Annotated in this window: 19 protein-coding genes; 6 read left to right on the top strand and 13 right to left on the bottom strand. The window is 72.4% G+C overall.

Features of this window, described 5'->3' with window-relative positions; genetic code table 11:
• Nucleotides 1–435: 435 nt before the first annotated feature.
• Nucleotides 436–4,077: a vitamin B12-dependent ribonucleotide reductase gene (locus BLW43_RS17945; RefSeq protein WP_093255559.1), complete on the bottom strand. Its 3,642-nt coding sequence runs from the start codon at nucleotides 4,075–4,077 to the stop codon at nucleotides 436–438.
• A gap of 341 nt (nucleotides 4,078–4,418) precedes the next feature.
• On the opposite strand from BLW43_RS17945, the gene BLW43_RS17940 reads away from it, so the two are divergent.
• Nucleotides 4,419–6,758 carry a putative bifunctional diguanylate cyclase/phosphodiesterase gene (locus tag BLW43_RS17940; RefSeq protein ID WP_175478985.1) on the top strand — a complete coding sequence of 780 codons (2,340 nt, stop codon included), beginning with the start codon at nucleotides 4,419–4,421 and terminating at the stop codon, nucleotides 6,756–6,758.
• A gap of 18 nt (nucleotides 6,759–6,776) precedes the next feature.
• Here BLW43_RS17940 and BLW43_RS17935 read toward each other — a convergent pair whose 3' ends face one another.
• From BLW43_RS17935 to BLW43_RS17925, 3 genes are read right to left on the bottom strand one after another with little or no spacing between them, the layout of a single operon-like run.
• Complete coding sequence (locus tag BLW43_RS17935; RefSeq protein ID WP_093255556.1) at nucleotides 6,777–7,967, bottom strand: CCA tRNA nucleotidyltransferase; 1,191 nt, start codon at nucleotides 7,965–7,967, stop codon at nucleotides 6,777–6,779.
• The gene (locus BLW43_RS17930) at nucleotides 7,964–8,668 is read right to left on the bottom strand and encodes a CoA pyrophosphatase (protein ID WP_217632226.1); all 705 of its coding nucleotides are present in this window, start codon (nucleotides 8,666–8,668) and stop codon (nucleotides 7,964–7,966) included. Before BLW43_RS17930 ends, BLW43_RS17935 begins: the two co-directional genes overlap by 4 nt.
• Nucleotides 8,665–9,273, bottom strand: coding sequence for a DUF1285 domain-containing protein (locus BLW43_RS17925; protein WP_093255553.1), 609 nt, complete (start codon nucleotides 9,271–9,273; stop codon nucleotides 8,665–8,667). The genes BLW43_RS17930 and BLW43_RS17925 overlap by 4 nt, the downstream gene beginning before the upstream one ends.
• A gap of 102 nt (nucleotides 9,274–9,375) precedes the next feature.
• On the opposite strand from BLW43_RS17925, the gene BLW43_RS17920 reads away from it, so the two are divergent.
• The 4 genes from BLW43_RS17920 (at nucleotide 9,376) to BLW43_RS17905 (ending at nucleotide 16,462) form a co-directional block, all read left to right on the top strand.
• Nucleotides 9,376–10,383 (top strand): AAA family ATPase, encoded by a 1,008-nt coding sequence (locus BLW43_RS17920; protein ID WP_093255552.1) that lies wholly within the window; start codon nucleotides 9,376–9,378, stop codon nucleotides 10,381–10,383.
• A gap of 106 nt (nucleotides 10,384–10,489) precedes the next feature.
• Nucleotides 10,490–11,395 (top strand): DUF58 domain-containing protein, encoded by a 906-nt coding sequence (locus BLW43_RS17915; protein WP_245731116.1) that lies wholly within the window; start codon nucleotides 10,490–10,492, stop codon nucleotides 11,393–11,395.
• The gene (locus tag BLW43_RS17910) at nucleotides 11,395–14,193 is read left to right on the top strand and encodes a DUF4159 domain-containing protein (protein WP_093255550.1); all 2,799 of its coding nucleotides are present in this window, start codon (nucleotides 11,395–11,397) and stop codon (nucleotides 14,191–14,193) included. The genes BLW43_RS17915 and BLW43_RS17910 overlap by 1 nt, the downstream gene beginning before the upstream one ends.
• Before the next feature lie 133 nt (nucleotides 14,194–14,326).
• Entirely contained in the window at nucleotides 14,327–16,462 is a 2,136-nt protein-coding gene (locus BLW43_RS17905; RefSeq protein ID WP_093255548.1) for a hypothetical protein, read from the top strand.
• 67 nt (nucleotides 16,463–16,529) lie between these two features.
• Here BLW43_RS17905 and BLW43_RS17900 read toward each other — a convergent pair whose 3' ends face one another.
• From BLW43_RS17900 to coxB, 9 genes are read right to left on the bottom strand one after another with little or no spacing between them, the layout of a single operon-like run.
• Nucleotides 16,530–17,219 carry a GNAT family N-acetyltransferase gene (locus BLW43_RS17900; protein ID WP_093255547.1) on the bottom strand — a complete coding sequence of 230 codons (690 nt, stop codon included), beginning with the start codon at nucleotides 17,217–17,219 and terminating at the stop codon, nucleotides 16,530–16,532.
• Between the two features lie 25 nt (nucleotides 17,220–17,244).
• Complete coding sequence (locus tag BLW43_RS17895) at nucleotides 17,245–18,507, bottom strand: M16 family metallopeptidase (protein ID WP_093255545.1); 1,263 nt, start codon at nucleotides 18,505–18,507, stop codon at nucleotides 17,245–17,247.
• Between the two features lie 38 nt (nucleotides 18,508–18,545).
• Complete coding sequence (gene thrC / locus BLW43_RS17890; protein ID WP_093255543.1) at nucleotides 18,546–19,943, bottom strand: threonine synthase; 1,398 nt, start codon at nucleotides 19,941–19,943, stop codon at nucleotides 18,546–18,548.
• A gap of 31 nt (nucleotides 19,944–19,974) precedes the next feature.
• Nucleotides 19,975–20,730: an SURF1 family protein gene (locus tag BLW43_RS17885; protein ID WP_175478984.1), complete on the bottom strand. Its 756-nt coding sequence runs from the start codon at nucleotides 20,728–20,730 to the stop codon at nucleotides 19,975–19,977.
• Nucleotides 20,731–20,749: 19 nt separating this feature from the next.
• Nucleotides 20,750–21,526, bottom strand: coding sequence for a cytochrome c oxidase subunit 3 (locus BLW43_RS17880; protein WP_093255540.1), 777 nt, complete (start codon nucleotides 21,524–21,526; stop codon nucleotides 20,750–20,752).
• Between the two features lie 32 nt (nucleotides 21,527–21,558).
• Nucleotides 21,559–22,155, bottom strand: a complete 597-nt coding sequence (locus BLW43_RS17875) for a cytochrome c oxidase assembly protein (protein WP_093255539.1) — start codon at nucleotides 22,153–22,155, stop codon at nucleotides 21,559–21,561.
• 17 nt (nucleotides 22,156–22,172) lie between these two features.
• Entirely contained in the window at nucleotides 22,173–22,316 is a 144-nt protein-coding gene (locus tag BLW43_RS23705) for a hypothetical protein (protein WP_175478983.1), read from the bottom strand.
• Between the two features lie 32 nt (nucleotides 22,317–22,348).
• A complete protein-coding gene (locus tag BLW43_RS17870) occupies nucleotides 22,349–23,302 on the bottom strand; it encodes a heme o synthase (protein ID WP_093255537.1) in 954 nt (317 codons plus the stop codon).
• 4 nt (nucleotides 23,303–23,306) lie between these two features.
• Nucleotides 23,307–24,200, bottom strand: coding sequence for a cytochrome c oxidase subunit II (gene coxB, locus BLW43_RS17865; protein ID WP_245731115.1), 894 nt, complete (start codon nucleotides 24,198–24,200; stop codon nucleotides 23,307–23,309).
• Between the two features lie 173 nt (nucleotides 24,201–24,373).
• On the opposite strand from coxB, the gene BLW43_RS17860 reads away from it, so the two are divergent.
• Nucleotides 24,374–25,801, top strand: coding sequence for a TldD/PmbA family protein (locus BLW43_RS17860; protein WP_093255536.1), 1,428 nt, complete (start codon nucleotides 24,374–24,376; stop codon nucleotides 25,799–25,801).
• Nucleotides 25,802–25,834 lie beyond the last annotated feature (33 nt).

Genomic DNA, 25,834 nt, shown 5'->3' with positions numbered 1-25,834 from the left:
GCCAAAACCAGCCTGACAAGCCCGTGTAGTTACATTTTGGCCCATCCGGCCATAACAATATCAATCGCTTACGCGTTTTGCTGTCGAAGTTGGGGGACCCCTGCTCCGGGTCCGTCGTGTGCGCCCTGCTCCGGCAGGCGCGAGCCGCAGGCCGCACCAACCTCAATCCAACTGAGCCGGTCGCCGCGTCGGCTTCCTGCGCGAGCCGCCGCCGGGATCGGCAAAGACTAAAAAGAAAAAAGGCCGCGCCATCATTATGGTTCGCGGCCAGTCCTGCCCGATGGCGCCGCCATCACCTGTGCTATTCTATGAATAACTGCGGAAATACTTTCTTTGGGGCCACCGCCGTAGCTGTGTCGTTTCTTTGCCTCCAAAAATGACGCTTTTCAGCATCAAATTACTGTTCTTTGCATGTCGACACATGGCGGAGCCCCCTCAACTGCAGCCGCTCGTGCCGCCGCAGGTGTTGCATTTCAGGCAGGCGCCGTTGCGCACGAGGGTGAAGTTGCCGCATTCGCCGCAGGCGTCGCCCTCGTAGCCCTTGATGCGGGCCTCGGCCGACCGGCTGAGCGTGGTGGTGGCCGCGAGCGTCGTCGTCTCGCCGACTGCGACCGCCGCCTCCCCGATGGCGCCGCCGAAGGCGCGGGCCGAGCCGCCCTGCAGCACCCGCAGCTCCGCCGGCAGGCGCTTGCGCAGATAGCCGGTGGAAGAGACCTGGCGGATCATCTCGATGGCCGAGTTCGCCGTCTCGGGCTGGGCGGGCCTGATGTTGCGCGCCCCTTCACCCTCGCCTTCGCCCAGCGCGTCGAAGCGCGAGCCCTCCGGCTCGACATGGGCGAGGTCGGTGCGGTCGAGGTAGCTGACGGCCAGCTCGCGGAACACGTAGTCGATGATCGACGTCGCGTTCTTGATGCTGTCGTTGCCCTGCACCAGCCCGGCCGGCTCGAAGCGGGTGAAGGTGAAGGCGTCGACGAACTCCTCCAGCGGCACGCCGTATTGCAGGCCCACCGACACCGCGATGGCGAAGTTGTTCATCATCGCGCGGAAGGCGGCGCCTTCCTTGTGCATGTCGATGAAGATCTCGCCGAGGCGGCCGTCCTGATACTCGCCGGTGCGCAGGTAGACCTTGTGGCCGCCGACCATGGCCTTCTGGGTGTAGCCCTTGCGGCGCTGGGGCAGTTTCTCGCGCGCCTTGGCGACTTCGCGGACGATGATCTTCTCCACGATCTTCTCGGCGATGATCTCCGCGCGCGCCGCCGGCGCCGCCTCGACCAGCGCGTCCATCTCCTCGTCGTCCTCGATGAGCTGCGACGAGAGCGGCTGCGAGAGCTTGGAGCCGTCGCGGTAGAGCGCGTTGGCCTTCACGCCGAGCCGGTGCGACAGCTCGTAAGCGGCGAGGCAGTCCTCGATGGTGGCTTCGTTAGGCATGTTGATGGTCTTGGAGATCGCGCCGGAGATGAAGCTCTGCGCCGCGGCCATCATGCGGATATGGGCCTCGACCGACAGGAAGCGCCGGCCGGTCTTGCCGCAGGGATTGGCGCAGTCGAAGACCGGCAGATGCGCCTCGTCGAGCCCCGGCGCGCCCTCCAGCGTCATCGTCCCGCAGACATGCGCGTTGGCGGCGTCGATCTCGGCGCGGGTGAAGCCGATCGCGCGCAGCAGGTCGAAGGTCGGGTCGGCGAGCGCGGCGGCGTCGACGCCCAGCGTCTGCGTGACGAACGTCTCGCCCAGCGTCCAGACGTTGAAGGCGAAGCGGATGTCGAAGGCCGCCGCCAGCCCCGCCTCGATCTTCTCGATCTCCGCGGCGCCAAAACCCCTGGCGGCAAGCGTCTGGTGGTTGACGCCGGGCGCGCCGGCCAGCGTGCCGCGGCCGATGGCGTGCTCGATGATCGCCTTGACGGCGTTCTCGCCATAGCCGAGCGTCGCCAGCGCAGCCGGCACCGCGCGGTTGATGATCTTGAAGTAGCCGCCGCCGGCGAGCTTCTTGAACTTCACCAGCGCGAAGTCGGGCTCGATGCCGGTGGTGTCGCAGTCCATCACCAGCCCGATGGTGCCGGTCGGCGCGATCACGGTGGCCTGGGCGTTGCGATATCCGTGGGCCTCGCCGAGGCTCACCGCCCGCTCCCACGCAGCGACGGCGCGCGCCGCAAGCGTCTCGTCGGGGCAGGAGGCGTGGTCGAGCGGAACCGGCGCCGTCGCCAGCTTCTCGTAGCCCTGCGCTTCGCCGCGGGCGGCCCGGGCATGGTTGCGCATGACGCGCAGCATGTGGCCGGCGTTGGCGGCGTAGGCGGGGAACGGGCCGACTTCGGCGGCGATCTCTGCGGAGGTGGCGTAGGCGACGCCCGTCATCACCGCCGTCAGCGCGCCGCACAGCGCCCGGCCCGCGTCGCTGTCATAGGGCAGGCCCAGCGTCATCAGCAGCCCGCCGATGTTGGCGTAGCCGAGGCCCAGCGTGCGGTAGTCGTAGCTGCGGCGGGCGATCTCGCGGCTCGGGAACTGCGCCATGGCGACGCTGATCTCCAGCGTCAGCGTCCACAGCCGGCAGGCGTGCTCGTAGTCGTCGGCCTGGAACGCGCCGTCCTTCAGGAAGGTCAGCAGGTTCAGCGAGGCGAGATTGCACGCCGTGTCGTCGAGGAACATGTATTCCGAGCACGGGTTGGAGGCGCGGATCTGGCCGCCCTCCGGGCAGGTGTGCCAGTCGTTGATCGTGTCGTGATACTGCACGCCGGGGTCGGCGCAGGCCCAGGCGGCGTGGCCGATCTGGTCCCACAACTCGCGCGCCTTGAGCGTCTTCGCCACCTTGCCGTCGGTGCGGCGGAACAGCGCCCAGTCAGCGTCGGCCTTCACCGCGTCGAGGAACGCGTCGGTGATGCGCACGGAGTTGTTCGAGTTCTGGCCGGAGACGGTGAGGTAGGCCTCGCTGTCCCAGTCGGTGTCCATGACCGGAAATTCGATCGAGGCGTAGCCCTGCGCCGCGTATTGCAGCACGCGCTTGACGTAGCTCTCGGGGATCGCGTCGCGCTTGGCGGCGCGGATCGCGGCCCTGAGCTGCGGGTTGGCCGCCGGGTCGGTCGCGTCGGCCTCGGCGCCGTCCCAGCCGCGCACCGCGTCCATCACGGCGTTTAGACGCTTCTGGTGGATCTTCGAGCCGGCGACGAGCGCTGCGACCTTCTGCTCCTCGCGCGCCTTCCAGCCGATGAAGGCCTCGATGTCGGGGTGATCCATGTCGCAGATCACCATCTTCGCCGCCCGGCGCGTGGTGCCGCCCGACTTGATGGCGCCGGCCGCGCGGTCGCCGATCTTCAGGAAGCTCATCAGGCCCGAGGAGCGCCCGCCGCCGGCCAGCCGCTCGCCCTCGCCGCGCAGGGACGAGAAGTTGGTGCCGGTGCCCGAGCCGTACTTGAAGAGCCGCGCCTCGCGCGTCCACAGGTCCATGATGCCGCCGTCGTTCACGAGGTCGTCGGCGACGGCCTGGATGAAGCAGGCGTGGGGCTGCGGCCGCTCGTAGGCGCTGGCCGACGCGGTCACGGCGTCGGTCTCGGGATCGACGTAGAAGTGGCCCTGCGAAGGCCCGTCGATGCCGTAGGCCCAGTGCAGCCCGGTGTTGAACCACTGCGGCGAATTCGGCGCGGCGCGCTGGGTCGCCAGCATCACGCGCATCTCGTCGAAATAGGCGCGCGCGTCGGTCTCCTTCGCGAAATAGCCGCCCTTCCAGCCCCAGTAGGTCCAGGCGCCGGCGAGCCGGTCGAAGACGGCGCGCGCATCCGTCTCGCCGACGCTGCGCTCGCCTTCGGGAAGCTGCGCCAGCGCGTCCTCGTCGGGAACCGAGCGCGAGAGCCACGCCGGCACGCCCTTCTCCCGCACCTTCTTCAGGCGCGCCGGCACGCCCGCCTTGCGGAAGTACTTCTGCGCCAGAACGTCCGAGGCCACCTGGCTCCAGGCCGCCGGAACCTGCGCCGCGTCAAGCCGGAACACGACCGAACCGTCCGGGTTGCGGATCTCGCTCGATGTCTCGCGGAAGGCGACGGCCGCGTAGGCGTCATGGTCCTTGGCGGTGAAACGGCGGGCGATCTGCATGGCGGCGCGTCCTGTTCGGTGCTGGCGCCGTCGCGGCGCGCTGTAAGGGCGTGAGGCGGTTGGGTGGCGCGCAGGATGGGGGTCGTTACCCCCATCCCTTGTGCCTTGCCTGCCTCGACACACAATCTGTCGCGCCGTCACGGAGTCGTCAAACGCATTTTCCGCCTCTGGCGCCACATAATGCGCTTGACTGGCCGTTAACCCCCACCCCTAGCGGAACGAACAGGGGTCATACCGCTTCGCGGGCGCCGGGGGCCGGCGGCCCGTAACGGTTGATTCACCACAACTGCATAACTTCCGATTCACCAATCCGGGGCGGGAGGGATATCGAGATGTGGCGTATGAGCCTGCGCACGGCCTTGCTCGCGGCGTTCCTTACCGCGGGCGGCGCGCCGCTGGTGGTGTTCTGGGCCTGGCCGCACTCTGCGGCGATCGAGGGCGAGAAGCGCGAGGCGCGCGAGCGGCATCTGCTGCTGGCGCAGACGCTGGCGGCGTCGCTCGACCAGTATCACCGCGACCTCAGCGTTATCTTCGACGGCCTCGCGCCGCTCGCGGCGGGCGACGCGGAGGTCAGCCTCGTGGAGAAGCGGCTCTCCGATCTCCACTTCCGCCACATCTGCGTCTTCGACGCGAAGTCGGGCGCGCTGCGCCGCGCGGTGATGGACATGGGCCCGGACTGCCCGGTGCGGGCGAGGACCGACCTCTTCGACGAGATGCGCGCGATCACGGAGGAAGGCCGCAAGGGCCTGTCGCACGTCGTCGGGCTGAGCGGCGGGCGGCCGGGCCTGCTCATGGCGCGCCGGTTTGGCGATGCGCTGGTGGTGGCCGCGATCACGACCGACAAATTCGTCTCGCTGGCGTCATCGGTCCGCTTCGGCGGGCGCGGCCACGCGGTGATCCTCGACGAGAGCGGCCGCGTCCTCGCCCACCCCGACCCGGACTACATGGCCAGGATGCGCGATCTGAGCGCGCTGCCGCTCGTCGCGGCGATGGGCGAAGGCGGCAGCGGCGTGGGCGAGTTCCACTCGCCGAAGCTCGACGCGCAGATGATCGCCGGCTACGCCGTCTCCGCCGAGTCCGGCTGGGGCGTGATGGTGCCGCAGCCGGTCGCCGAACTCCATGAAAGGGTCGAGCAGATCTCCGCCTCGGCGCAGCTCGTGTTCGCACTCGGCCTCTGCCTGTCGGCGGGAATAGCGCTGCTGTTCTCGAAGCGGCTCGCCAGCGAGATCGGCTCGGTGTCGGATGCGGCGCAGCGCATGTCCCTCGGGGAACGGGCGGCGCGCGCGCCCGAGACCGGCGGCTTCCGCGAAGTCGCGACTCTGGCCCGCAGCTTCAACCGCATGGCGCGGCGCGTCGAGGAGGCGCACGCCCGCATCAGCCTCGCCGCGCGCAGCGATGCGCTCACCGGCCTGCTGAACCGCGACGGCTTCTTCGAGGCGGCGCATGGCGTTCTGGTCCGGAGCGGCGGCGCCGGCCACGCGATGTTCTTCATCGACGTCGACCGCTTCAAGGCGGTCAACGACAGCTACGGCCACGCCGCCGGAGACGCGCTGCTGCGGGAGGTGGCGGCGCGGCTCACGCTCGCGCTGGGGCCCGACGCGATGATCGCGCGGCAGGGCGGCGACGAATTCCTCGTGCTGCACCCCAAGAGCCGCGAGGACGACTGCCTGCGCATCGGCGCGCGCGTCCTGCGCGCCCTGCGCGCGCCGGTGCGCGTGGGCGAGCGCGAGATCGCCCTGTCCGTCAGCGTCGGCGTCAGCGCCTACCCGCGGGACGCGGGCGACGTCGAGGGGCTGGTGCTGCGCGCGGATCAGGCGATGTACCAGGCCAAGCGCGGCGGACGGAACATCGTCAGCGCCTTCGACGGCGCGCTGCAGCGCCGGCTCGACGAGGAGGCGACGCTGGCGCGGGAACTGCGCGCCGCCGTCGCCGCGGGCCACCTGCGCGCGGAGTTCCAGCCCATCATCCGCGCCCGCTCCGGCGGCCTCGCCGGCTTCGAGGCGCTGGCGCGCTGGACCAGCCCCAGCGCCGGCCCGATCGCCGCCGAACGCTTCATCACCCTCGCCGAGGAGACCGGCCTCATCGTGGATCTCGGCCGGCAGGTGCGCGAGCACGCCTGCGCCTTCGCCGCCCGGCTGCGCGCGTCGGGCGTGGAGCTGCCGGTCTCGGTCAACGTGAGCCAGGCCGAACTCGCCGAGGCCGGATTCGCCGAATCGCTCTCGCGCAGCCTCGCGCAGCACGGCCTGCCGCCCCGCGCGCTGGTGCTGGAGATCACCGAGAGCGTCTTTCAGGAGCCCGGGCCGCAGGCGCTGGAGGCGCTCTTCGACCTGCGCCGCCGCGGCGTCGCCTTCGCGCTCGACGATTTCGGCAAGGGCTATTCCGCGCACCGCCTGCTGCGCACCTATCCCGTCGACCGCCTCAAGATCGCGGCGGATTTCGTCGGCGACGTCACCATGGACCCCGGCGCCCGCGCGGTGGTGCGCTCGATGATCGACCTCGGGCGGCGGCTCAACCTCTCGGTCACGGTGGAGGGCGTCGAGACGGCGGCGCAGCGCGACCTGGTGGCCTCGCTCGGGGCTGACGAGATCCAGGGCTTCTGGCATCACCCGCCGCTGGAGGCGCCCGCCGCGCTGGCGCTGGCCGTGCGCGAGCAGCGCCTCGCCCAGCGCCGCGCAAGCTGAGACGGGGGCGCCGACGGATCAGAGGCGCCGGAGCAGCGCCTCGCGGTCCTCCGCGAAGCCGCCCTCGATCCAGGCCTCCCGCAACCTGGCCAGCGCCTCGCCGAGTTCCGGACCCGGCCTGAAACCGGCCTGCATCAGGTCCGCCGCCGTCACCGGCGGCTCGGCGGCGGCCCCGAGCGCGAGCGCGGCCTCGAGGTCCGGCGGCGGCGGCCCGCCGGCGCGCGCCGCCTCGATCAGCGCCGCGTCCCGCGCCGCGTCGGCCCCGAAGCGGTGCGCGCGCGCCGCCGGCCCCTCCCGCGAAGCCAGCGCCCTGCCGATCGCCGAAAGCCGGGCGAGCTCCGCCCGGCTCAGCCGCCAGTCCGGCGGGTCGCCCCGGGCGGCGAGGACGGCGGCGGCCCGGCGCGGCCAGTCGGGCGCGGCCCCGGCCGCGCGCTCCGCCGCGACCAGCCGGGCCAGCGCGGCCGCGTCGGCGCCCGGCGCGACTTCCTGCAGCACGCCCGCCGCCGCCATCGCGTCCAGCGCCGCGACGGGGTCGGGCGCGCCGAGAAGCCGCCGCATCTCGTGCCCCACGCGCTCGCGCGAGAGCCGCGCAAGGCCGCCCTTCGCCGCGGCGCAGGCGGCGACGCCCGCCGCGTCCACCCCCGCCCGCCCGTGCTGCGCGGTGAAGCGGAAGAAGCGCAGGATGCGCAGGTAGTCCTCCGTGATCCGCGTCGCCGCGTCGCCGATGAACCGCACGCGCCCTGCCCTCAGGTCCGCCATGCCGCCAAGCGGGTCGAGCACCAGACCGTCGGCGTCGGCGTAGAGCGCGTTCATCGTGAAGTCGCGCCGCGCGGCGTCCTCGGCGACGTCCTCGGTGAAGGCCACCTCGGCGCGGCGGCCGTCCGTCGCCACGTCGCGCCGCAGCGTCGTCGTCTCGAAGCCGCGCCCGCCCGCCACCGCCGTCACTGTCCCGTGCTCCAGACCGGTCGGAACCGCCTTGAGCCCCGCCTTCTCAAGCAGCTGAATGGTGCGCTCCGGCAGGCAGGCCACGCAGAGGTCGACGTCCTGCGCCTCCCGCCCCATCAGCGCGTCGCGCACGCAGCCGCCGACGAAGAGCGGCCGCCCGGGGGCCAGCGCCGCCAGCACCGCGCGCGTCGCCGGCTCGGCGAGCCACGACGGCGCGATGCGCGCCGGGGCGTCCGGCGCCGCGCCCGCCGGACCGCCGCTCACGCAGCGCCTTTCTCGGTCTCAGCGCGCGCCCGCGAAACCCGCTCGGCCAGACCGCGCAGGATGCCGGCGGTGGCGCCCCATATCATGCGCTCCCGCCACGGCATCGCCCAGAAGTCCCGCGCCTGCCCCTGCCACGAGACCGTGCGCCGCTCGTGGCGGGAGAGGTCCATCAGCCAGTCGAGCGGCGTCTCGAACACGTCGGCCACCTCGCCCGGCTCGGGCCGGGGCGTGAAGTCGCCCGGCGCGAGGCCGACGAAGGGATGGATGAGGTAGCCGGTGCGCGTGGCGTAGGCCGGCAGCGCGCCCAGCATCGTCACCGCCGCGCGCGGCAGGCCGACCTCCTCCTCCGACTCGCGCAGCGCGGCGGCGAGCGGCGAGGCGTCGCCGGGGTCGATCTTGCCGCCGGGGAACGCGATCTGGCCGGCGTGGGCGCGCATCGTCGCGGGCCGCTCGGTCAGCACGACGCCGAGCCCGCAGGGTCGCGGCACCAGCGCGCACAGCACCGCCGCCGGCGTCAGCGCCTCCAGCGGCGCGAAACCGGGATTGAGCGCATGGTCGCCGTCGAGCCCTCGCGCGACCCCGGCGCCCTGCCCAATGCCCCCCCCCGGCGGCCCCGAGACGCCGCCCTCCAGCGCCAGCGCCGCGCGCAGCAGCGCCTCGCCGACCGGCGCGGCGGACGGCGTTTCGGCGCGGTCGCTCAAGCCTCCAGCTCGTCGGCCGGCTGGATCGGGAAGAAGGCGCCGCCCGACGCGACGCCGAACCATGCGCGCCCGTCCACAGTCCGCGTCTCGCCCTCCTCCACCAGCCGGTAGAAGGTCTTCCGGTCGATCAGCGCCTCAAGCCCGTCGCGCACATGGACGTAGGGCCGCGGCGCGCCGTCCTCGCCGCGGGCCACGCGGATCGGGTTGTCCGGCCCCGCGCGGGTCTCGTCGCCGACATGGGTGAGGAACGTGAGCGCGTCGCCCTCCCGCCGGAAGTCGACGGCGACGAAGGGGGCGTCGTCCACGACGATCCCCAGCTTCTCCACCGGCGTCACGAGATAGATGCGCGCGCCCTCCCGCTTGAGCACCGAGGAGAACAGGCGCACCATGGCCGGGCGGCCGATGGGCGAGCCTTCGTGGAGCCACGTCCCGTCCGCGGCGATGCGGATGTCGATCTCACCGCAATAGGGCGGGTTCCACAGATGCACCGGGGCCGGCCCGCGCGCCTTGCGCGCCTCGGCCGCGGCGCGGGCGAGGGCGTCGGGCGAGGCGGTCGGCGCCGCTTTCGCGGGCAGGTCCGCCGCGGGATTGCGCGTCCGGGTCATTGTCCGCCTCGTGATCGATGACGACTGTCGACAAGCATGGGGTTCAGGCTACGCTTTGCGTGACGAACAGGCAAAGCCCGCCGCGGGCATTGGGGGAACAGCATGAGCGCAGACGCCGTCGCCGAGATCGAAGCCGCCGGCGAGACGCTCGCGCGCGCCCGCGACGAGATCGCCAAGCGCGTGATCGGGCAGCAGACCGTGGTGGATCTGGTGCTGAACGCGCTGATCTCCGGCGGCCACGCGCTGCTCGTCGGCGCGCCCGGCCTCGCCAAGACGCGGCTGGTCGAAACCCTTGGCGTCGTTCTGGGAATGAACGCCAAGCGTGTGCAGTTCACGCCCGACCTGATGCCCGCCGACATCCTCGGGGCCGAGGTGCTCGAGGAGGGCCGCGACGGCGCGCGCGACTTCCGCTTCATCGAGGGCCCGATCTTCTGCCAGCTCCTGATGGCCGACGAGATCAACCGCGCCTCCCCGCGCACCCAGTCGGCGCTGCTGCAGGCGATGCAGGAGAAGGTGGTGACGGTCGCCGGCGCGAATCGCCGCCTCCCGCACCCGTTCCACGTGCTGGCGACGCAGAACCCGATCGAGCAGGAGGGCACCTATCCGCTGCCCGAGGCGCAGCTCGACCGCTTCATCCTGCAGGTCGACGTCGATTATCCCTCGCTGGAGGACGAGCGCCGCATCGTGCTCGCGACGACCGGCGTCGACGACGCGCACGCCGAGCCGGTGATGGGGCCGGGCGATCTGGAGGGCATCCAGAAGACGGTGCGCCGGATGCCCGCCGGAGAGACCGTGGTCGACGCGATCCTCAAGATCGTCCGCGCCGCCCGACCCGACGAGCCCGGCGCGCATGACGCGGTGAAGCGCAACGTCGCGTGGGGCCCCGGCCCGCGCGCCGCGCAGGCGCTGATGATGGCGGTCCGCGCCAAGGCGTTGATCGAAGGGCGGCTCGCTCCCTCGGTCGCAGACGTGGTCGCGCTCGCCCGCCCGGCGATGAAGCACCGCATGGCGCTGACCTTCGCGGCGAAGGCCGAAGGCGGGACGGTCGACGCGGTGATCGACGAGATCGCCGCGCGCGAACTGTCCCCGGCCTCAGCCGCGGCCGCATGAGCGCGGCGCCGCTCAGTCCCGCCGGGGCGGACCGCGCCCGCCGCCCGGCGACGCCGGCCCCCGTTGGCGGATGGGCGACGCCGGCCCCTGCTGGCGGATGGGCGGCGTGAGCGCCGCGCGGGTCGAGCGCGTCGGCCCCGGCTGGCTCCGGCGTGACGCGGAGCGCATCTCCGGCGCGCTGCCGCCGCTGATGGTGGAGGCCCAGCGCCTCGCCGCGACCGTCTCCGCCGGCGTGCACGGCCGCCGCCGCGCCGGGCCGGGCGAGACCTTCTGGCAGTACCGCCAGGCGATGCCCGGCGACCCGCTGACCTCGATCGACTGGCGGCGCTCGGCGCGCTCCGACCACGTCTACATCCGCGAGATGGAGTGGGAATCGGCGCAAACCGTCTGGATCTGGCGCGACGACGCCCTCTCGATGGACTACCGCTCCGACGCCGCGCCCCGCACCAAGGGCGAGCGCGCCGCGCTGCTCGCCATGGCGCTGAGCGTGCTGCTGGTGCGCGGCGGCGAGCGCGTCGGCCTCATGGGGTCGGACGCGCAGCGCCCGCTCTCGGGCGAGACCCAGCTTCGCCGCCTCGCGCTGGCGCTGAGCAAGGACCGCGAGGGCCGCGGCGACGTCGGCGCGCCGCCGCCGGCGCCCTTCCAGCGCGGCGGCAAGGCGGTGTTCCTCAGCGACTTCTTCGGCCCGCTGGAGCCGCTGGAGGCCGCGATGACCGCCGCGGCGCAGGCCGGGGTGCGCGGCTCGCTGGTGCAGATCCTCGACCCCGCCGAGGAGGCGTTCCCCTTCGACGGCCGCATGATCTTCGAGAGCATGGGCGGCGAAGTCGATTTCGAGACCCACCGCGCCCGCGGCCTCGCCGAAGCCTATCGCAAGCGCCTCGCCGAGCGGCGCGACGCGCTCGACCGGCTGGCGCGGCGCTGCGGCTGGCGTCTGACCGCGCACCACACCGACGTCAGCCCGCGCCGCGGGCTCATCTGGCTCTACGGGGCCGTCAGCGGAGGAGCCGTGTGATGCTGAGCTTCGGCGGTCTGGCCTTCCTCAATCCCTGGCTGCTGGTCGCGCTCGCGGCGCTGCCGGCGCTGTGGTGGCTGCTGCGCGCGACGCCGCCATCGCCGAAGCGCTTCGCCTTCCCCGGCGTGCGCCTGCTGCTCGGGCTCGACGATCAGGAGCGGATGCCGGAGAAGACGCCGTGGTGGCTGCTGCTACTGCGCTGCATGGTGGCGGGCCTCGCCATCCTCGCCTTCGCCGAGCCGCTGATGAACCCGCGCGCGCAGCTTTCTGGCAGCGGCCCGCTGCTGCTGCTGATGGACGGCGGCGCCGCCAGCGCGCCGGACTGGGACGCGCGCCGCGCCCGCGCGCTGGAGACGTTGGCGCAGGCCGAGCGCGCCGACCGCCCGGCAGCTTTCGTCTCGATGGCCCGGCTTCCCGCCGGCGATGCGCCGCTGGCGCTGCGGCCCGCTGCGGACTGGCGCGGCGAGATCGAGGCCGCCCTGCCCGCCCCATGGGCGCCGCAGCGCGCCGAGACCGCCGCCCTGCTCGCCGGCGCCGGCTTCGCCGAGACGGTCTGGATCACCGACGGCCTCGCCCATGACGACGCCGCAACCGAAGCGCTCGGCGCCGCGCTGGCCGCGCTAGGCCCCCTCGCCGTCATCGGCCCCGACGCGCCGGCGCCGGCCCTGCGGGCGCCGGCGCTGGAGGACGGCGCGCTCACCGTCGACGCCCTGCGCGCCGAGGCGGGCGCGCCCCAGACCATGACGATCGCCGCCTTCGCCCGGACCGAGAGCGGCCCCTCGCGCCGGATCGGCCAGGCCGACGCCACGTTCGGCGTGGACGACCTCTCGGCGACGGCGGCCTTCGACCTGCCGCTGGAGCTGCGCAACCAGGTGGAGCGGCTGGAGATCGTCGGCGCCGACAGCGCCGCCGCCGTCTCGCTGGCCGACGAGGGCGTGCGTCGCCGGCGGGCCGGGCTCGTCTCCGGCGGCACGTCCACCGAGGCGCAGCGCCTCGTCTCCGACCTGCACTATCTTCGCGCGGCCTTGGCCGAGCGCGCAGAAGTGGTGGAGGGCGACGTTGCCGAGGTGCTGGAGGCGCGCCCGGACGTGCTGTTTCTCGCCGATGTCGGCCGCTTCACCGACGCCGAGACCGAGGCCCTGCTCGGCTTCGTCGACAAGGGCGGCCTTCTGGTGCGCTTCGCCGGCCCGCGTCTGGCGCGCGGCGCCGACGCGCTCAACTCGCCCACCGGCGTCGTCGAGAGCCCGCTGCTGCCGGTGCCGCTGCGCGCCGGCGGGCGGGCGGTCGGCGGCGCGATGGCGTGGTCGCAGCCCCAGCGCATCCGTCCCTTCGCCGAAGGCACGCCCTTCGCCGGGCTGGAGGCGCCCGAGGACGTCTCGGTGTCGCGCCAGATCCTCGCGCAGCTGGGCCCCGATCTCGGCGAGCGCACCTGGGCGGCGCTGGCCGACGGCACCCCCCTCGTGACGGCCGCGGAGCGCGGCGCCGGCCGCGTGGTGCTGTTTCACGTCACCGCCAACGCGGAGTGGTCGAACCTGCCGCTGTCGGGGCTGTTCGTGAACATGGTCCAGCGGCTGCTGCAGTTCGCCGGCGGCGGCGGCGCGACCGACCGCAGCGCGCTGGAGGGGCTTTCGGCCCGCCCCGTCGCCCTGCTCGACGGCTTCGGCCGGCTGCACGAGGCCGAGGCGCCGGGCGTCCCGGTCTCGCGGCTCGAGACCGCGCCGGGCCCCGACGCGGGCCCCGGCGTCTATGCGGCGGGCGAGACGCAGATCGCCTTCAACCTGCACGGCCCCGACGCGGCGCTCGCGCCCCTCGTCGCCCCGCCGGGCGCCGCGACCGAACGGCTCGGCGGCGGCGACGAGCGGCCGCTGGCCCCCTGGCTTCTGGCGCTCGCCGTGCTGCTGCTGGCGGCTGACACCGTGGCGACCCTGCTGCTCTCGGGCCGCCTGCCCATGCCGAAACGCCGCCGCGGCGTGGCGAAGGCGGTCGGCGGCGCCGCGGCGCTGCTGCTGGCGCTGGCGCTCGTCCCCGGCGAGGCGCGCGCGCAGGCCCCTTCCGGCGCGCTGGAGACAGTGTTCGCCCATGTGCTCACAGGCGACGCGCGGGCGGACGAGATCGCCCGCGCCGGCCTCGCCGGCCTCAGCGCCGTGCTGACCGCGCGCACGGCCATCGAGCCGGCCGAGCCGGTGGGCCTCGACCTCGAGACCGACGATCTCTCCTTCTACCCGATCCTCTACTGGCCGATCGTGGAGAACCAGCCGACGCCCTCCGACGTCGCCATCGCCAAGCTGAACGCCTTCATGCGCTCTGGAGGCATGATCGTGTTCGACACCCGCGACCGCCATCTCGACATCGGCGGCGGCGCCGGCGCCTCGCCGAACGCGCGCGCCCTGCGGCGGGTCGCGTCGCGGCTCGACCTTCCGCCGCTGGAGGCAGTGCCCTCCGACCATGTGCTGACGCGCGCCTTCTACCTGCTCGAGGAGTTTCCCGGGCGCTTCTCCGGCGGCCGCGTCTGGGTCGAGGCCGCCGCGGACCCCGAGGCCGTCGCCGAGGAGGGCGCGCCGTTTCGCAACCTCAACGACGGCGTCTCGCCGGTGGTCGTGGGCTCGGTCGACTGGGCCGGCGCCTGGGCGGTGGACGACCGCGGGGCGTTCATGGCCCCCGTCACCGGCGCCGGCGGCTGGCGCCAGCGCGAGATGGCCTACCGCTTCGGCATCAACCTCGCCATGTACGCCCTGACCGGCAACTACAAGTCCGATCAGGTCCATGTGCCGGCGCTGCTGGAGCGCCTCGGCCAGTGAACGACGCCGCGCCCGGAATCGATAACCAAGGAATCGAGAACCCCGGAATCGCGCCCTCCGGCGCAGAGCCCCCCGGAACCGCCGCGCCTCCCGCAGGGGCCCGCGGCGACGTCGCCCCCGTCAGGAGCCTGACATGAACGCCGCGCTGACCTTCGCCCCGATGGCGCCGCTCTGGGTGCTCGCCGCCGGCGTCGCCCTCGCCGTCGCGATGGCAGCTCTCGCCGCATGGCGACGCTCGCCGGGCTGGGCGCTGCGCGCCGCCGCCTTCGCCGCGCTGCTCTTCGCGCTCGCCAACCCCTCGCTGGTGCGCGAAAGCCGCACGCCGCTGGCCGACGTCGCCTTCGTCGTGGTCGACGCCTCCGAGAGCCAGACCATCGGCGACCGCGCCGCCGAGACCGAGGCCGCCGCCGAGGGCCTGAACGCCGCGCTGGCCGCGCTCGCCGCCCGCGGCGGCGTCGAGGCGCCGCTCGACGTGCGCACCCTCCGCCTCGCGCCGGGAACGGGCGCAGCCGACGACCAGGGCACCCGCCTGCTCGGCGCCCTCGCCGACGCCGCGGCGGACGTCGCGCCGGACCGCATCAGCGGCGCCGTGCTGATCACCGACGGGCAGGCGCATGATCTCGACGCCCTGCAGGGCTTTCCAGGCCCGGTCCATGTGCTCGCCACGGGTCGCGAGGGCGAGGCCGACCTCCGGCTCGCCCTGCGCACCGCGCCCGCCTACGGCATCGTCGGCGAGACCGTCACCGCCATCGCGCGGATCATGCCGCTCGGAACCGCCCCGGCCGGCGAGACGCGGGAGATCCTCGTCTCCATCGACGGCGGCCCGCCCCGCCGCGTGCCGGCCAGCGTCGGCGCCGACACGCCCATCGAGATCGCCATCGACCACGGCGGCGCCAACGTGGTGGAACTCTACGCGCCGCCCCGCGAAGGCGAACTGACGGACCGCAACAACCGCGCCGTGTTCACCGTCAACGGCGTCCGCGACCGGCTGCGCGTGCTGCTCGTCTCCGGCGAGCCGCACCCGGGCGAGCGCACCTGGCGCAATCTGCTGAAGGCCGACCCGTCGGTGGACCTCGTCCACTTCACCATCCTGCGCCCGCCCAGCAAGCAGGACGGCACGCCGGTGTTCGAGCTGTCGCTGATCGCCTTCCCGACGCGCGAGCTGTTCCTGGAGAAGGTCGACGAGTTCGACCTCATCATCTTCGACCGCTACCGCCGCCGCGGCGTGCTGCCGACGCCCTATCTCGCCAATGTCGCCCGCTACGTCCGCGAGGGCGGGGCCGTGCTGCTGGCCGAGGGCGACGCCTTCGCCGGCGTGGAAAGCCTCTATCGCACGCCGCTGGCCGACGTGATCCCGGTGCGCCCCACCGCGCAGGTGTTCGAGGAAGCCTATCTGCCGGAGCTGACCGAGAGCGGCCGCCGCCACCCCGTCACCGCGGGGCTGGAGGACGCACCGCGCCGCCTCGCCCATATCGACCCTTCCGCGCTCGGCGACGACCTGCCGGAGGACGCGCCCTGGGGCCGGTGGTATCGCCATGTCGAGGTGGAGCCGCTCAGCGGCGAGACCGTGATGACCGGCGCCCAGGGCTCGCCGCTTCTGGTGCTCGACCGCGTCGGCGAGGGCCGCGTCGCCGTGCTCGCCTCCGACCAAGCGTGGCTCTGGACGCGCGGCCATGAGGGCGGCGGCCCGCAATCCGAGCTGCTGCGCCGCCTCGCCCACTGGCTGATGAAGGAACCGGAGCTGGAGGAGGAGGCGCTGACCGTCGAGGTCGCGGGCGCGCAGCTGACCGTGGAGCGCCGTTCGATCGGCGACGGGCCGAGCGGCCTCACCGTCGCCGCGCCTTCGGGCGCCGAGACGGCGGCGCGCTTCGAGAGCGTCGCGCCGGGGCTCTGGCGCGCCGTGGTGGAGGTGGACGAGCAGGGCCTGTTCCGCCTCGACGACGGCGAGATGACCGCCGTGGCCGCGGTCGGCCCGCCCTCCCCGCGCGAGTTCGAGGACCCCGTCTCCAGTTTCGAGCCGCTGGCCCCGCTCACTGCATCCACAGGCGGCGGCACGATCCGCCTGGCCGCCGCGGGCGACTTCGCGCTGCCGGACATGCGCCGCGTGCGCGAGGGCCGCGCCGCCGAGGGCCGCGGCTGGTTCGGCCTGCCTCGCCGCGAGGCCTACACGGTGGACGAGGTGCGGCTGACGGCGCTGGCGCCCGGCTGGGCGATGCTGCTGCTCACCGCCGGCCTGCTGCTCGCCGCCTGGCGGGTGGAGGGGCGCTGACGCGGCCTTCCAGCGTCCGGCTCTCTGGGCGCCCGGCTCTCTGGGCGCCTTGCCGCGCCGCGCGGCGTCAGCCCTCGCCGTCGACCGGGCCTTCCGCGCACAGCCGCCCGAGCTGGCCGGCCGTCTCGGGCCCGACCGGCGCGGCGTCGTCCGCCAGGGCCTCCGCGACGGCCCGCCGATCCTCGCGCAGGGCGGCGAACAGCACATGGTCGCGCCAGCGCCCGGCGATCTGGAGATAGCCCTGCGCCACGCCTTCCTCTGCGAAGCCGCAGCGCGCCAGCAGACGCCGCGACGCCACGTTCTCCGGCAGGCACGCGGCCTCCAGCCTGCTCACCCCGAGCTCCCCGAAAGTGAAGGCGCACACGGCGCCCAGCGCCTCGCTCATCAATCCCCGCCGGGCGTGGGGCCCGCCGATCCAGTAGCCGACCGTGGCGCTCATCGCCGGGCCGCGCCGGATGTTGTCGATGGTGATCGCGCCGAGCACCCGCGGGGCTTCCGCCGGCGCGTCGGCGTCGATCAGGAAGAAGGGATAGGCCCGCTGCTCGGCGACCGAGCGCGCGGCCCACGCCACGCGCTCCCGGAATGCGCGGTCCGACAGGTGGTCGCGCGCCCAGACCGGCTCCCATGGCGTCAGGAACGCGGCGCTCTCGCGCCGCAGGGCAGCCCAGCTCACGAAGTCCTGCGCTTGGGGCGGGCGCAGGCGCAGCCGCGCAGTGGTCAGAACCGGCCCGACCGGGCGGCGACGCAGAAGCCCCATCTCCGCCGCCGCGCCCCGACCGGCCTCAGGCGGCGAGCCGTTCGGCGATCTCCGCCGCGCCGGGCGCCCTGGCGACCGGGCCGTATAGCGCCAGCGCCGGGCGGGGCGCGGCGCAGATGCGCGCGCCGACGTCGCGCGCCGCCGCCACGTCCACAGCGTCGATCTGCTCGACCAGTTCCTCGATCGTCTGCACCCGTCCCCAGACCGCGATGCTGCGCGCCAGCCGCTCGGCGCGGTTGGACGGGCTCTCCATGCCCATGACCAGCCCCGCCTTGAGCTGCGCGCGCGCGCGGGCGACCTCGTCGGCGCTCATGCCCTCGGCGGCTCGGCGCAGTTCGTCGATGACGAGGCCGGTCAGCTCCGGCAGCTCCTTGCCCCCGGTGCCGGCGTAGATCGTCATGGCGCCGGTGTCGGCGAAGGCGGAGCTGTGGGCGAAGATCGAATAGCACAGGCCGCGGCGCTCCCGCGCCTCCTGGAACAGCCGCGAGGACATGCCGCCGCCGAGCGCGGTGGAGAACACCTGCGCCGCGACCGCCGCGCCATCCTTCTGCGCCGGCCCCTCGAAGGCCATCGCGACATGCGCCTGCTCAAGCCGCTTCACCTTGCGCCGCTCGCCGCCCATGAAGCGCGCCGGCTCCACGCCCTGCGCCGGGCCGCGCGCCATGTCGCCGAACGCCGCCTGCGCGAGCTTCACCGCCTCGTCATGGTCCACCGCGCCCGCCGCCGAGAGGATCATCCGCTCGGGCGCGTAATGTACGCTCGTGAAGGACCGCAGATCCTCCGCCGAGAAGGTCCTGACCCGCTCCGCGAGCCCGAGGATCGGCCGCCCCATCGCCTGTGCGGGGTAGGACACCTCCTGAAGCCAGTCGAACACCACGTCGTCGGGCGTATCGAGCGCCTGGCCGATCTCCTGCAGGATGACGCCGCGCTCCGAGGCGATCTCGGCCTCGGCGAAGGCCGGCGCGCGCAGTATGTCGGCGATGAGGTCCAGCGCAAGCGGCACGTCCTCGCCCAGCACGCGGGCGTAATAGGCCGTGGTCTCGCGGCTCGTGTAGGCGTTGAGGTAGCCGCCGACGTTCTCGATCTCCACGGCGATGTCGATCGCGGAGCGGCGCGCGGTGCCCTTGAACGCCATGTGTTCGAGGAAATGGGCTACGCCGTTCTCCTCCGGGCGCTCGTGCCGGCAGCCGGCGCCGACCCATACGCCGATGCTGGCCGAGCCGAGGCCAGGCATCCGCTCCGTCACTACAGTCAGCCCGTTGGCAAGCCGGTCTACGCGCACTGTCATCGGTTTCACACTCCAAGGGCGGCCCGCGCGGCCGCCGTTCAGCCCGCAGCGCGGGAGCGTTCGGCGATGAGGGTCTGCACCGCCATGAGGTTGTCGGGCGCCACCGTCACCCGCTCAGCTCTGTCATAAAGGCCGCACATGCGCGGCGGCAAGGCCGGGCGCACGCCGCAGGCCGCCTCCACCGCGTCGGGAAACTTCGCCGCGTGGGCCGTGCCCAGCGTCACCATCGGCGTCGCCCGGTCGCCGCGCCTCGTGCGCGCCGCCACCAGTCCCACCGCCGTATGCGGATCGACGATCATGCCTGTCGTCTCCCGCACCCGCGCGATCTCCGCCGCCGTCTCCGCAACGTCGGCGCGGCCGGACGCGAAACCTTCCCGCAGCGCGGCGAGCGCGCCCTGTCTCAGAACGAAGCCGCCGCCCTTCAGTTCCGCCATGAGCTGCGAGGTCGCGGCGCCGTCGCATCCGTAGAGTTCGAACAGCAGGCGCTCGAAGTTCGACGACACCTCGATGTCCATCGACGGCGACGTGGTCGCCTGAACCCCGGCCCTGTCGTGCCGGCCGGTCTCGAGCGTGCGGTGCAGGATGTCGTTGGCGTTGGTGGCGATCACGAGGCGCTCTATCGGCAGGCCCATGGCGCGGGCGACATGGCCGGCGAAAACGTCGCCAAAGTTGCCGGTCGGAACCGTATACATGATGGACCGTGAAGGAGCCCCTAACGCAACCGCCGAACTAAAGTAGTAGACCACCTGCGCAAGGATGCGGGCCCAGTTTATCGAGTTCACCGCCGCCAGCTTCATGCGGTCGCGGAAGTCGAGATCGTTGAACATCGCCTTCACCAGCGCCTGGCAGGCGTCGAAGTCGCCCTCCACGGCGATGGCGTGGACGTTGGCCTCCTGCGGCGTCGTCATCTGGCGGCGCTGGACCTCGGACACCCGGCCATGGGGGTAGAGGATGAAGACATCCGCCGCGTCCAGCCCGCGGAACGCCTCGATCGCCGCCGAGCCGGTGTCGCCCGAGGTCGCGCCGACGATCGTCACGCGCCCGCCCGACCGCCCGAGCGACAGCTCGAACATCTGGCCGATGAGCTGCATGGCGAAATCCTTGAACGCCAGCGTCGGTCCGTGGTGCAGCTCCAGCACCCAGTCGTTCGCATCGACCTGCGCCAGCGGCGCGCGCGCGGCGTGGCCGAAGCCGGCATAGGCGCGGTTCACGATCGCGGCGAACTCGTCGGCCGTGAAGGCGTCGCCGAGAAACGGCGTCATCACCCGGCGCGCCACCTCCTCGTAGGGCAGGCCGGCCAGCGCGGCGATGGCGTCCGGCGCCATGCGCGGCCAGGTCTCCGGCACATAGAGGCCGCCGTCGCGGGCGAGGCCCGAAAGCATCGCCTCCTCGAAGGAGAGCGTCGGCGCGGCGCCGCGCGTGCTGACATAGCGCATGGGCAGGTTTCCGTCTGGCTGGCCGGTCCTTCTAGCGCCGCATCTCGCGCCGCGCCAGCAGCGCGCTCATGACCGTCCATATCGCCGCCAGCGAGCCCCAGGTCACGGCGTAGGAGAGATGGTCGTTCGGCAGGTCCACCTTCACCGGGCGCGGCTTCGGCCAGTCGCCCACGGCGGTGTCGGTCTCCGCCACCACGAGCAGCGGCTCCGCCCCCCAGAGCGGCGCGAGCCGCGCCACCGACCTCGTCAGCCACACGTTGTCGGCGGGCCCCGCCGTGTCGTCGGCGAAGAAGTCGCTGTCCTGCGGCCAGCGCAGCGCGCCGGTCAGCGCGAGCGCGCCCTCCAGCGCCGGGGTCGGGCGCGCCGCGGCGCCGCCTGCGTTCTTCGTCTCGACCGGCGCATAGCCGCGATCGACGAGGATGGTCCGGCCGTCCGTCGTCTCGAAGGGCTGCACGAGGCGATAGCCCGGCCCCCAGGGCTTCAGCGTCGTGAGATAGGCCGCGTCGGTGAAGCCGTGCGAGCCCGCCGCGCCGGTGAAGCGCCCCTCCAGCGTGACGCGCCGGAACTCCATCGTCGCGATGTCGGGAGCGGCCGGCAGCGGAACCGCCTCGGCGCCGAGCCGGCTCTCCAGCGTCGCGATCAGACCTTGCTTCCACGCGAGGCGCTGGAGCTGCCAGGCCATCAGCCCTAGCAGAACCGCCGTCCCGACCACGCCGAAGACGATCGCCGCAACGGCGCGGGGGCGACGCCGCGCGCCGCCCCCGTCGATCTTGCCGGAAACGCTCATGGCAGGCGGGCGGGCGCCCTCACCGCGCCCAGATGTAGACGGCGGCGAACAGGAAAAGCCACACCACGTCCACGAAGTGCCAGTACCACGCCGCAGCCTCGAACCCGACATGCTTCTCCGGCGTGAACTGGCCGCGCAGCGCGCGCATCAGGCAGACGCCGAGAAAGATCGTGCCGATGACGACATGCGCGCCGTGGAAACCCGTCGCCATGAAGAAGTTCGCGCCGTAGATGTTGCCCGAGAAGCCGAAATGCGCATGCGTGTACTCGTAGATCTGGAAGATCGTGAACAGCACGCCAAGGCACACCGTCAGCAGCAGGCCGTTGACCAGCCCCTTGCGATCGTTCTCCAGCAGCGCGTGGTGCGCCCAGGTGACGGTCGCGCCGGAGGTCAGCAGAATCAGCGTGTTGATCAGCGGCAGGTGCCAGGGATCGAAGGTCTCGATGCCGGCCGGGGGCCACTCGCCGCCAGCCGGGTAGATCGCGTGCTTGAAAAAGCTCCAGAACCACGCCGCGAAGAACATCACCTCCGAGGCGATAAACAGCAGCATCCCGTAGCGCAGGCCGATCTGGACAACCGGCGTATGGTCGCCGACGCGGCTCTCCTTCACGACATCCGACCACCAGGCGTACATCGTGTAGAGTACGCCCAGCAGGCCCAGACCGAACAGGATCTGCGTCTCGCCGTGCATCAGCAGCACCGCGCCGAGCAACATCACGAAGGCGGAGAGGGCGCCCAGCACCGGCCACGGGCTCGGCGGCAGGATGTGGTAGTCGTGGTTCTTCTCGTGGGCCATGGGCTCTCTCCGGATCGGCGTCTTGCTGGGGCTCAGCGCGTCGTGGTGGCGGCGGCGTCGCGGGCGTCGCCATGGACGGCGGCGAGCTCCCGCGACTCCTCGGTCTCGTAGAAGGTGTAGGACAGCGTGATCGTCGGCACGCGGCCGGCCTCGGGGTCGTCCACGATGTCGGGGTCGACATAGAAGCTCACCGGCATCTGCACCGTCTCGCCCGGCTGCAGCGTCTGCTCCACGAAGCAGAAGCAGGCGATCTTGGCGAAGTAGCCGCCCGTCGAGTAGGGCGTGACGTTGTAGGAGGCGGTGCCGGTGATCGGCCGGTCCGAGAGATTGGTCGCCTCGTAGAAGGCCAGCCCGGTCTCGCCGATGCGCAGGGTCATCTGGCGCTGAACCGGCTTGAACCTCCAGTCGATGCCCATCGTCGAGGCGTCGAAGCGCACGTTGATGGTGCGGTCGAGAATGACGTCGCTATCGCCCTCGGCCTTCTGGGTCGTGCCCGCGAAGCCGGTCACGCGGCAGAACATGTCGTAGAGCGGCACCGCCGCAAAGGACATGCCGACCATGAAGACCGCGACGCCCGCGAGGGCGATCACGGTGCGCCGGTTCCTGTGGTTGCGCACTGGTCCGACCATCGCCTCGCCTCCTCGCCTCAGCCCCAGGGATTGCCGGCGTGGCCGCCGAGCTTGACGATGGTCACGACGAACAGCAGCGCCGCGAATCCCGCCAGCACGCCGAGCACCGCGAGATTGCGGGCGCGGCGGCGGCGGTGGAGTTCGTGCTCGCGGTGGATCATCCGACCCTCCTCACAAATGCTTGCGCCGGGGCTCAGAACAGCCGCGGCCACCAGACGGGCGCGCCGCCGATCAGGGCGTCGACCGCCACGGCGCCGAACAGCCCGAACAGATAGGCGATGGAGACGCCGAACAGCCGCTTCTCGGCGCGGTAGCGGTCGGCCGTCGCCTCGGCCTGCGACCGGCCGCGCGCGCGCAGCGCATGGCGCAGGAAGGCGAGGTTGAGGAACGTCGCGGCGACAAGCGTGGCGGGGCCGCCGACGCTGGTGAACGCCAGCGCCCAGCCGCTCAGCGCGGTGGCGACCGTATAGCCGAAGATCTGCCGGCGCGTCGACGCCTCGCCCGCCGTCACCGGCATCATCGGCACGCCCGCGTCGCGATAGTCGTCATGGGCGAACAGCGCCAGCGCCCAGAAATGCGGCGGCGTCCACAGGAAGATGACGAGGAACATCAGCCCCGCCTCCCACGACACTGTTCCGGTCGCCGCGGCCCAGCCCACCACCGGCGGCAGGGCGCCGGCCGCGCCGCCGATCACGATGTTCTGCGGCGTCAGGCGCTTCAGCCACATCGTGTAGACGACGGCGTAGAAGAAAATCGTGAAGGCCAGCAGCGCCGCCGCCAGCGGGTTGGCGAACACCGCCAGCATCGCGACCGACAGCAGCGACAGCCCCAGCCCGAAGCCCAGCGCCTCACCCGGCTCGACCGCGCCGCTCGGCACCGGCCGGCCCCGCGTGCGCTTCATCAGCCTGTCGATGTCGGCGTCATACCACTGGTTGAGCGCGCCGGAGGCCCCGGCGCCCACGGCGATGCAGAGCACCGCGGCGAACACCTCGACCGGATGCGCCCCGCCGCCCGCCGCGATCATCCCAACCAGCGCGGTGAAGATCACGAGCGACATCACGCGCGGCTTCAGCAGGCGCCACCAGTCGCGCAAGGACGCCTCGGGCGACCCGGCCAGCGCGCCGGCGGAGAAGGTTTCCGCGCTCATCGGCTCAGTCGGCCTGCGCGAGGCGGATCGCCTGCGGCTCCAGCCCCTGCGCGAGGCGGGTCTCCTCAACCCAGGCGTCGAACTGCTCGCGCGTCACCACCTCGACGGTGATCGGCATGTAGGCGTGCTTCGTGCCGCAGAGCTCGGAGCACTGGCCGTAGAAGACGCCGGTCTCCTCCGCGGCGAACCACAGCTCGTTGAGACGGCCCGGCACGGCGTCCATCTTCACGCCGAAGGCCGGCACGGTCCAGGCGTGGATCACGTCGTTGGCGGTCGTCTGCACGCGCACAACGGTGTTCACCGGCACCACCAGCGAGGTGTCGGTCTTCAACAGCCAGTTGGCTCGGGTCAGCCCGTATTCGGCCGCCTCGGCCGCGCCGTCCTCGTCCGCCATCATGGCGTCGTAGCTGCGGTAGTCGCCGCCGACCATGATCGCGTCCATGTCGATCTCGTAGTCGGAGTATTCGTAGCTCCAGTACCACTGGTTGCCGATCGCCTTGATGTTCACCTCGGCCTCGGGGATCTCGAGCTGCTTGTAGAGCAGGTTCAGCGACGGGAACGCGATGGCGACGAGGATCATTACCGGCACCGCCGTCCAGATCACCTCGACCGTCGCGTTGTGGGTGAAGCGCGCCGGCGTCGGGTTGCGGTCGGCCCGGAAGCGCCAGACGCAGTAGAGCAGCAGCCCCGTGACGAACAGCGTGATCGCGCCGATGATGTAGAGCAGCATGTCGTCGATGGCGTGGAGGTCGCGCGCCAGCTCGGTCGCGGCCGGCTGGAAGCCGATCTGCTCCGGCATCGGCAGGCCCTTTTCCTGCGCGACCGCCGCGCCCGCCGCCATCACGGCCGCCAGCCCGCCGCCCAGACGCGCCGCCGCGCCAAACATCGCCTTGCCCATGTTGCGTCGTCCCGCTCTTTGGGCGCACGCTGCGGCGGGGAGAATGCCCCGAACCATCGCGCGCGCCGCATGTGTTCCGTCTGCCGATGAATACCAAACTGGCTCACGGGCCAACAAAGACGACTTGCGGCAAGACGCCGCGACACGGACCGACACGGATCAAGGACAGCGAAATGCTCAACGCCGCCAACCGCTTCCGCCCCTTCGAGACCAATCTGGACGAGGCTGCGGCGCTTCGACTTCTGCGTGAGGCGGTGGCCGGCGCCGACGATGGCGAGCTGTTCCTGGAGCGCCGCCGCTCCGAGGCGCTGACCTTCGACGACGGCCGCCTGCGCGCCGCAAGCTATGACGCCAGCGAGGGATTCGGCCTGCGCGCGGTGTCCGGCGAGGCCGCCGGCTACGCCCACGCCACCGAAATCTCCGAGGCCGCGCTGATGCGCGCGCTGCCCACCTGCCGCCTCGCCGCCCGCGCCGGCGGCGGCGTGCTGGCCGAGGCGCCCCATCCCACCAACCAGCGCCTCTACGCCGAGATCGACCCGCTCGAAGGCCCCTCCTTCGCGCAGAAGGCGCAGCTTCTCGGCGAGATGGACGCCCATATCCGCGCCCTCGATCCCCGCGTCGTGCAGGTCACCGTCTCGCTGGCCGGCGGCGTGCAGGAGGTCGAGATCCTCCGCCCCGAGGGCGGCCGCCTCAGTGAGGCCCGCCCGATGACGCGCATGAACGTCTCCGTCATCGTGGAGAAGGACGGCAGGCGTGAGACCGGAACCTGGGGCGGCGGCGGCCGCGCCTCCTATGACGGGCTGATCGCCGAGGCCGCGTGGAAGGCCGGCGCGGCGGAGGCGCTCCGCATCGCGCTGGTCAACCTCGAAGCGGAGGACGCGCCGGGCGGCGTGATGGAGGTCGCGCTCGGCGCCGGCTGGCCCGGCATCCTGCTGCATGAGGCCGTTGGCCACGGGCTGGAGGGAGACTTCAACCGCAAGCGCACCTCAGCGTTCTCGGACCTCATGGGCAAGCAGGTCGCAGCGAAGGGCGTGACGGTGGTGGACGATGGCGCGATCCCCGACCGGCGCGGCTCGCTCTCCTTCGACGACGAGGGCACCCCCACCCGCCGCACGACGCTGATCGAGGGCGGCGTGCTGGTGGGCTACATGCAGGACCGTCAGAACGGGCGGCTCATGGGAACCGGCTCCACCGGCAACGGCCGCCGCCAGAGTTTTGCGCACATCCCGATGCCGCGCATGACCAACACCATCATGCTCTCGGGCGAGGCTACGCCCTCCGACATCGTGGCCGACGTGAAGGACGGCATCTATGCGGTGGGTTTTGGCGGCGGGCAGGTGGACATCACCAACGGCAAGTTCGTGTTCTCCTGCACCGAGGCCTACCGCGTGCGCAACGGCAAGATCGGCGCGCCGGTGAAGGGCGCGACCCTCATCGGCGACGGCCCCACGGCGCTGAACCACATCCGCCACATCGGAAACGACATGGCGATGGACCCCGGCATCGGCACCTGCGGCAAGAACGGCCAGGGCGTGCCGGTGGGGGTGGGCCAGCCCACGCTGCTGATTGACGGGTTGACGGTGGGGGGGAGTGGGGGGTGAACACTTTAAAAGTGTGTCGCGCTGGAGATAGCT

Source organism: Rubrimonas cliftonensis (assembly GCF_900107585.1).
In the GTDB taxonomy this organism is placed as follows: Bacteria; Pseudomonadota; Alphaproteobacteria; order Rhodobacterales; family Rhodobacteraceae; genus Rubrimonas; species Rubrimonas cliftonensis.
This window is presented reverse-complemented; position numbering and strand designations above follow the sequence as displayed.